The organism is Allomesorhizobium camelthorni, from assembly GCF_011045125.1.
GTDB lineage: Bacteria > Pseudomonadota > Alphaproteobacteria > Rhizobiales > Rhizobiaceae > Allomesorhizobium > Allomesorhizobium camelthorni.
Genome location: NZ_JAAKZF010000019.1, coordinates 75,700 through 82,827 on the forward strand (window position 1 = coordinate 75,700; position 7,128 = coordinate 82,827).

Consider the following 7,128-nt stretch of genomic DNA (forward strand, 5'->3'; position numbering starts at 1 on the left):
TGAAATCCTATTGCGTGATGAGTTTGGGCAGCCAGGTCGACACCGCGGGAACGGCGGAAACGACCAGCAGCGAGAGGATCAGCGGGATGAAGAAAGGCAGCACGCCGCGAATGACGGAATGCACCGGCATCTTTGCGACGATCGATACCATGTAGAGGCTCATGCCGACCGGCGGCGTCAGCAGGCCGATCATCAGGTTGAGCACGAAGACGATGCCGAGCTGCAGCGGATCGACTCCCGCTGCATGCAAAGCGGGCGCGACGATCGGGGCGATGATCAGGATGGCGGCGATCGATTCCAGGAACATGCCGACGATCAGCAGAAGGATGTTAACCAGCAGGAGCAGGACGAAGGGATTGTCGGAGAGGCCGAGCAGAAATGCGCCAGCCCTTGCAGGCACCTGGTCGAGCGTCAGCACCCAGGCGAATACGGCGGCCGTCGACACGATGAAGAGGATGCCTGAAGTCGCCTCGACCGTCTCGCGCAGGCTCTCCCAGACCGCCCGCCATGTCAGCGTGCGGTAGATTCCGAAGCCGATCGCCAGCGCGTAGGCGACCGTGACGCCCGCGACCTCCGTCGGGCCGAAATAGCCGCTCAACAGTCCGCCGATCAGGAGCACCGGCGCAAGCAGCGCGGGGAAGGAGATCACCGCCTTCTTCGCCACGGCGCGCAGCGACGGGCTTACCGTGTCGCGCGGCAGGTCGTAAAGCCGCGCCATGACCGCGACCTGCGCCATCAGAAAAAAGGTGATGATCAGCGCCGGCACGATGCCGGCGACGAGAAGCTGGACGGCCGAGACGTTGGTGACGCTGGCATAGATGATGATCGGGATGGAAGGTGGAAAGATCGGGCCGATGGTGGCGGCGGCGATCGTGATGCCGGCCGCGAAGCTCTTGCGGTAGCCCTGCCCGGTCATCTGGTCGATCTGGATCTTGCCGAGCGCGCCTATGTCGGCAAGAGCCGCGCCCGACACGCCGGAGAAGATCAGGCTGACCAGGATCGACACCTGCGCCACCGCGCCGCGGATGCGGCCGACCACGAGCCGGACGAGATCGAAAATGTGCGTCGTCACGCCGATCGCGTTGAGCAGGCTCGCGGCGAGGATGAAGAGCGGCACGGCCAGCAGCGGCGTGGAATCGAGCGCATTGACCGCCCGCTGCGCCAGCACGTGAATGGGAAGGTCGAAGGCGATGATGGCGACGCCGGACGCGAGGCCGAGCGCTACGGCGATCGGCGCGCCGGCAATCAGCGCCGCCAGGAAAACAAGGACGAGAACCAGGCTCATAGCACGGAAATTTCCGGACGCGACGGCTCTCCGCCACGCAGGAGCGTGGCCAGACGGAGCAGCGTCGCGAGCGCCAGCAGGGCGAAACCGATGACCGCGGGGGCGTAAACGAACCAGTTGGATATGCCCATGGCGGGCGTCGCAAACTTGCCGGCCCGAGGGAGAAACGCCTGCAGCCCGTAGAGCGCCAGGACGCAGAAAGCCAACACTATGACCTCCGCCGCGAACAGGAATACACGCCTTGCACGTGGCGGCAGGAGCATCGGCACCATGTCGACCGCGACGTGCTGGCCGCGCAAAGCCAGCAGCGGCACGCACAGGAAGACGAGTGCAATGCCGCTGATGCGGGCCAGTTCGTCAGCCCACGGCATGCCGAGGTCGAAGACGTTGCGGCCGACCACTTGCGCCACGATGAGAACGCTCATCAGCGCAAGGAACAGGATGGCGACCGTGCGACAGGCGAGCGCGACCTTTTCCAATGCCCTGCTGCCCGCGCCGGGGGCCGCGATCCTGCTCATATCAGCCCGCCCCACCCTCGTGCTCGATCAGGCGATCGCCTTGATCTTCTCGTAGAGCCCGCCGTACTTCTCGCCGAAGCGCTCTTCGACCAGCTTGCTCACAGACGCCTGGAATGCCGCGACGTCCAAGCCATCCTCCGGGCCGATCACGGTCATACCCTTGTCGCGCAGGGCCTGCGTGTCCTTTTCCTCATTCTCCTGGATGGCCTTTGTAGCGCGATCGCGGATCTCGAGCGAGGCGGCGGCGACAGCTTCCTTCTGCGCATCCGACAATCCCTGCCAGGCGTCTTCGTTCATCACGACGACTTCGGCATTAGACATGTGCCCGGTCAGCATAAGGTGCGACTGCACCTCATAAAGCTTGACGTTCAGGACCACGTTGACCGGGTTCTCCTGCCCGGCGACGACGCCGGTGGCCAGCGCGGTCGGCACTTCCGACCAGTCGACCGGCACGGCCGCTGCGCCCATGCCCTCGACGGCGGTGGTGTAGATCGGGAACGGCACGGCACGGATCTTCTCGCCTGCGAGGTCGGATGGCTTGTAGATCGCCTTGTTGGCGGTGAGGTTCCGGCGGCCGAAATAATGCGCGTAGATGACCCGCACATTGGCCGCTTCAATCAGGCCGGTGTTCAGCTCCTGCATTACCGGCGAGTTGATGTCCATGACCTTCATGAGGTGATCGACGTCGCGGTAGAGGTAGGGTGTGTCGAGCGCCGCGAACGGTTCGTAGAGCGAACCGATGCCGCCGGCGGTATTGTGCGAAAAGGCGATCGTGCCGAGCGATACGGCTTCCGCCAGTTCCTGGAGCTTGCCAAGCTGCGAGGCTGGGAAGACCTGGACGGCCAGGTCGCCGCCCGAATGCTTGCCGACCGCCTCGGCGAACCAATAGGCCTGCGCGCCGGCGACGCTCGCTGGTTCGTTGTTGTGGCCATAACGCAGCGTGACCGACTGCGCCCGCGCGAGGCGTGGCATCATTATGGCGGCGCCAGCGCCAAGTCCCAGCGCCAGCGCGCCGCGGCGGGTAATCCCGATTGAATTCATCACATCCTCCCATGACGTGTTTTGACGTAACCAAGGGCAGCGATACGCTCTTATTCTCCTCTGTCGCTGCGCCTCTTGACACAAGGCTAGGAAGTGCAATGCTTCAGGTCAAATGTTTACTTTTGAGGTATTTTGAAGTGTTATCCGATTCCGGTGCGCCGTCCATGGCGGATGTGGCCAAGGCGGCGGGCGTTTCGCTCGCCACGGTCGACCGGGTGCTCAACCGGCGCAAGGGGGTGAAGACGCGCACGGTGGAGCGGGTGCTGAAGGCGGCGCTGGATCTGGGCTATATGAGCGAGGGCGAGTACGAGCGGCTGTCAAAGCCTCGGCCGCCGAACATTACCGTCCTGCTGCCCATGGGGACGAATCCGTACCTCAGACTGCTCGGCGAGAAGGTGCGGGCCGTGGCCGACACGCGCTCGCGCGATGCCGCGCCCTTGCGCTGCTTCTTCATCGAGAGCTTCGACGCTGCGGCGCTGGCCGCGGCGATCCGTCACCATGCCCGGTGGGCGGACGGCATAGCGTTCATGGCGATCGACCATCCACTGGTGCGCGAGGCGGCGGAGGAGGTCAGCGCTGGCGGCACGCGCCTCGTCACGATCGTGTCCGACCTGCCGCATCCGAGCCGGGAAGCCTATATCGGCCTCGACAACCAGGCGGCGGGGCGCACTGCAGCCCACCTGCTCGGCCGGTTCTGCCGCCCGAACCAGGGCAGCGTCGCCTTGGTGGCGGGCAGCCGCAACTACAGAGCCCACGCCGAACGCGAAATGGGCTTTCTCGGCCTGATCGAGGAGGCCCACCCAGATCTCAAGGTGATCGGGATGCGCGAGGGGCACGACGACCGCAACGAGAACTACCGCCATACGCTTTCGCTGATTGCGCAGAACGCGGATCTGGTCGGCATCTACAATGTCGGCGGCTCCTCGGACGGGATCGCACGCGCCCTGCGCGAGAGGAACAAAGCGGGCCAGATCGTCTTTATCGGCCACGGGCTGACGCACGACACCCGGCGCCTGCTGATCGAGGGCACAATGGATGCGGTGATCAATTCGGACCCGGACATGATCATCAGCGAGGCGCTGGCGCAATTTTCCCTCACACCAGAGGAACTGTCGGGACAGCGCGCCGGACATCGGCCGTTCAAAATGGACCTCATCCTGCGCGAGAACCTTCCGCCAACGCAAATAGCTCCGACCATCCACGCACGACGAAATCAAGATCAAAGTCTCTGAAGTGGAGCAGGTACGACTTGCACCCCGACCAGGACGAATAATCTATCAGGTGGCCACGACGCGCCGTTGCCGCACCAGCGAAATGACTCCGTAGGCCAGCAACGCAACCGCCGCGAAAAGCAGACCCGCGGAGATGGGGCGGCTGACGAAATCGGTCAGATCGCCGTTGGAATACATTATGGCGCGGCGCATATTGGTCTCGAAGATCGGCCCGAGGACGAAGCCCAGCACCATCGGGCCCAGTGGAAAGCCGTAGCGCTCCGTCCCGTATCCCAGCACCCCGAAGCCGAGCATGAGCCAGACCTCGAACAGGCGGTTGCCCGACGCGTAGGTTCCGACGATCATCAGCACGACCAACACCGGCAGAAGGAAGCGGCGCGGCACGAGCAGCACGCGAGGAAAGAGCTTGATCGTGGCGAGCTGGATCACCAGCAGCAGGATAGTGGCGAGGAAGAAGGCGGCATAGATCATGCCGATAAGGTCCGGCTCGTTGCGAAACAGGAGCGGCCCCGGCTGCAGGCCATGGATGGTGAAGCCGCCGATGAGGATAGCCGTCACGCCATCGCCCGGGATGCCGAGCGTGATCAGAGGCAGGAGCGCTCCGCCGACACTGGCGTTGTTGGCGGTCTCGGATGCGTAGATGCCCTCCACCGCGCCCTTGCCGAAGCGTTCCGGCGTCTTGGAGGCCTGGCGGGCGGCGCCATAGGCGACGAGATTGGAGGCCGATCCGCCGATGCCGGGCAGGATGCCTATGGCGATGCCGATCAGGCCCGAACGCAGCATGTTCCAACCATTGCCGACGAATTCGGCCAGACGCACGCCGCTGCCGCGAATGTCGAAATTCGGCTTGATGCGCAGCGACGGCTCGACCGTCTGGCGGATCATCTCCGAAATGGCAAAGAGCCCGACCATGAAAGGCACGATGCCGATGCCGCCCATGAGATCGATGGAGCCGAAGGTGAAGCGCTGCGCACCTCCGATCGGCGCGAAGCCCACGGTGGCGATGGCGAGACCCAGTATCGCGGAGAGCAGCCCCTTGACCACGTTGGCGTGAGCCAGAACCACGACGAGCATCAAGGCGGCGATGGTAAGCGCGGTGAATTCATGGGCGCCGAAGCGGATGGCCAGGCGCGTCAGCGCCGGCGCGAAGGCGACCAGCACGACAAGGCTCATCAGTCCGCCGACGGCGCTGGCGATCATTCCTGTGGCCAGCGCCTTGGTGGCCTCACCGCTGCGGGCGAGCGGATAGGCGTCGAAGGTGGTTGCGATCGAAGACGGCGTGCCGGGGATGCGCAGCAGCGTCGCCGACACGAGGCCGCCGGTGATGCCGCCGATATAGGTCGCGACCAGCATGGCGATGGCCATGTCTGGCTGCATGGCGAAGGTGACGGGCAGCAGCAACGCCACCGCCATCGTGGCGCTGAGCCCCGGCAACGCACCGAAGAAGAGGCCCACCAGAAGCCCGCCAAGCATTATCGCCAGCGTGTCGAGCGAGAGGAGCTGGCCCAAATTGACGAAGAAGAGCTCGAGCATGAACTAACCCAGAAAAACGCCAGGGAGGGGAACGCCGACCAGGACGCGCAAGCCCGTGCCGATCACGAAAGTGACGACTGCCGCGGCGATGATGGCGACGATCGCACTCCGGGCCGTGCGAGGGCCGAACAGGAAGATGGCGATGGACAGGAAGACAAAGGTGGAGAGGCTGAAGCCCGCCTTCTCGAAGAGCGCCACATAGGCGCAGAGATTGACAAGGTGGATGATGCTGAAAAGCGCCGGTTCGGCAGGGACTAGCGTTGCGGTGTCGGCGTTCTCGCCGGCTCCCGCCTTCACCGCTGGCGTTGGCGGGGCGACACGCCGGATCGCCAGGACGCCACCCAGCAACACGAAGAGGATGCCGAGCGCGGCAGGCAGCACGGCAGGACCGGGATCGCCCTGCCCCAGACTTGGGGCGGCAAGCCGATACATCAGCCATATCATGGCGAGCCCGAGCAGAACGAAGCCCGCGCCCAGTATCCTGTCTGCCTTCATCACAGGTTCCTCCCCGTGTGGACGGGGCGCCCCACAGGCCGCCCCGAGAATTGCGCGGCTTCTATTCGCCGCCCATCAGCGATTTGACGAATTCGAGCTCCTTTGCCAGGAACCCGGCGGTTTCGGCCGGACCGCGCACCGCTGGAACCTGCGCGCCCTTTTCCAGCGCAGCCGAGAATTCCGGGTCCGCCTTCATGGCCGCCAGCACCTTCTCGAAAGCCGAAACCACCGCCTCGTCCATGGCGGGCGGGCCATAGACGGTGAAGACGAGCGGAAATGAGATGTCGACGCCCTGCGACTTGGCCGTTGGAAAATCGGGGGCGAAAGGATCGGTGCGCTCGTTGATCACCGCCAGCACCTTGATCTGCCCATCCTCGACATATTGCTTGGCGTTCGCCACGCTCATGGAGATGACGTCCACCTGCTTGCCCAGAAGCGCGATATGCGATCGGATTCGCCGCCAGCGTCGACCACGCGCATGGCGCCATCGGAAAGCGCGTTGATGGCGTCGCCCTTGACCTGCGTGGTGCCGCCGAATTGCGAACCGATCGTCACACTGTCCGGGTTCTTGCGCGCATGGTCTGCGAGTTCGGGCAGCGTCGAATAAGGTGCGTCGGCGCGCACGGCGTAGACGTCGTTATATTCGGCGACAGTGGCAAGCGGTGTGAGGTCCGTATAGGCGAAGGGCGACTGGCCCGAGAGGTTGGTGGTGTGGACCGCCGCATGCCAGATGTAGAGCACACTCCCGTCGGCGGGCGATGTGGCCACTGTCTGCGCCGCCACGACACCTCCGCCCGCGGGCTGGTTGACGATGGCGACGCTGGAGCCGGAATGCTTCTGGAAGTAGTCTCCGAAGATGCGCGCGTCGACATCGGTCGAGCCGCCCGGTGCGGCGGGCACCATGATCCGTACGGAATCTGCGGGATAGTCGACCTGCGCGAAGGCCATGCCGGTCGATAAAAGGCCGGCAATGGCAAAAGCAGCCGCGGTAAGCATATGTTTCATGATCTAGCATTACAGTTGC

At 64.4% G+C, this 7,128-nt stretch carries 8 protein-coding genes; 1 reads left to right on the forward strand and 7 read right to left on the reverse strand.

The genetic code is table 11. The features are described 5' to 3' along the window. Positions 1 to 7: 7 nt before the first annotated feature. From G6N73_RS15655 to G6N73_RS15665, 3 genes are read right to left on the reverse strand one after another with little or no spacing between them, the layout of a single operon-like run. Positions 8 to 1,285 (reverse strand): TRAP transporter large permease, encoded by a 1,278-nt coding sequence (locus G6N73_RS15655; protein ID WP_165029132.1) that lies wholly within the window; start codon positions 1,283 to 1,285, stop codon positions 8 to 10. After that, complete coding sequence (locus G6N73_RS15660; protein WP_165029134.1) at positions 1,282 to 1,803, reverse strand: TRAP transporter small permease; 522 nt, start codon at positions 1,801 to 1,803, stop codon at positions 1,282 to 1,284. Before G6N73_RS15660 ends, G6N73_RS15655 begins: the two co-directional genes overlap by 4 nt. A gap of 27 nt (positions 1,804 to 1,830) precedes the next feature. Continuing rightward, positions 1,831 to 2,844: a TRAP transporter substrate-binding protein gene (locus tag G6N73_RS15665; RefSeq protein ID WP_206078876.1), complete on the reverse strand. Its 1,014-nt coding sequence runs from the start codon at positions 2,842 to 2,844 to the stop codon at positions 1,831 to 1,833. A 164-nt stretch (positions 2,845 to 3,008) separates the two neighbouring features. Between G6N73_RS15665 and G6N73_RS15670 the strand changes: the two genes are divergently transcribed. Then, a complete protein-coding gene (locus G6N73_RS15670; protein ID WP_165029138.1) occupies positions 3,009 to 4,076 on the forward strand; it encodes a LacI family DNA-binding transcriptional regulator in 1,068 nt (355 codons plus the stop codon). A gap of 45 nt (positions 4,077 to 4,121) precedes the next feature. On the opposite strand, the gene G6N73_RS15675 is transcribed toward G6N73_RS15670, so the two are convergent. From G6N73_RS15675 to G6N73_RS37970, 4 genes are all read right to left on the reverse strand, one after another. Then, complete coding sequence (locus tag G6N73_RS15675) at positions 4,122 to 5,609, reverse strand: tripartite tricarboxylate transporter permease (RefSeq protein WP_165029140.1); 1,488 nt, start codon at positions 5,607 to 5,609, stop codon at positions 4,122 to 4,124. A 3-nt stretch (positions 5,610 to 5,612) separates the two neighbouring features. Beyond that, the gene (locus G6N73_RS15680) at positions 5,613 to 6,104 is read right to left on the reverse strand and encodes a tripartite tricarboxylate transporter TctB family protein (protein ID WP_165029142.1); all 492 of its coding nucleotides are present in this window, start codon (positions 6,102 to 6,104) and stop codon (positions 5,613 to 5,615) included. Positions 6,105 to 6,165: 61 nt separating this feature from the next. Beyond that, positions 6,166 to 6,510, reverse strand: a complete 345-nt coding sequence (locus G6N73_RS37965) for a tripartite tricarboxylate transporter substrate-binding protein (protein WP_165029144.1) — start codon at positions 6,508 to 6,510, stop codon at positions 6,166 to 6,168. Further along, the gene (locus G6N73_RS37970) at positions 6,507 to 7,109 is read right to left on the reverse strand and encodes a Bug family tripartite tricarboxylate transporter substrate binding protein (RefSeq protein ID WP_165029146.1); all 603 of its coding nucleotides are present in this window, start codon (positions 7,107 to 7,109) and stop codon (positions 6,507 to 6,509) included. Before G6N73_RS37970 ends, G6N73_RS37965 begins: the two co-directional genes overlap by 4 nt. Between the last annotated feature and the right edge of the window lie 19 nt (positions 7,110 to 7,128).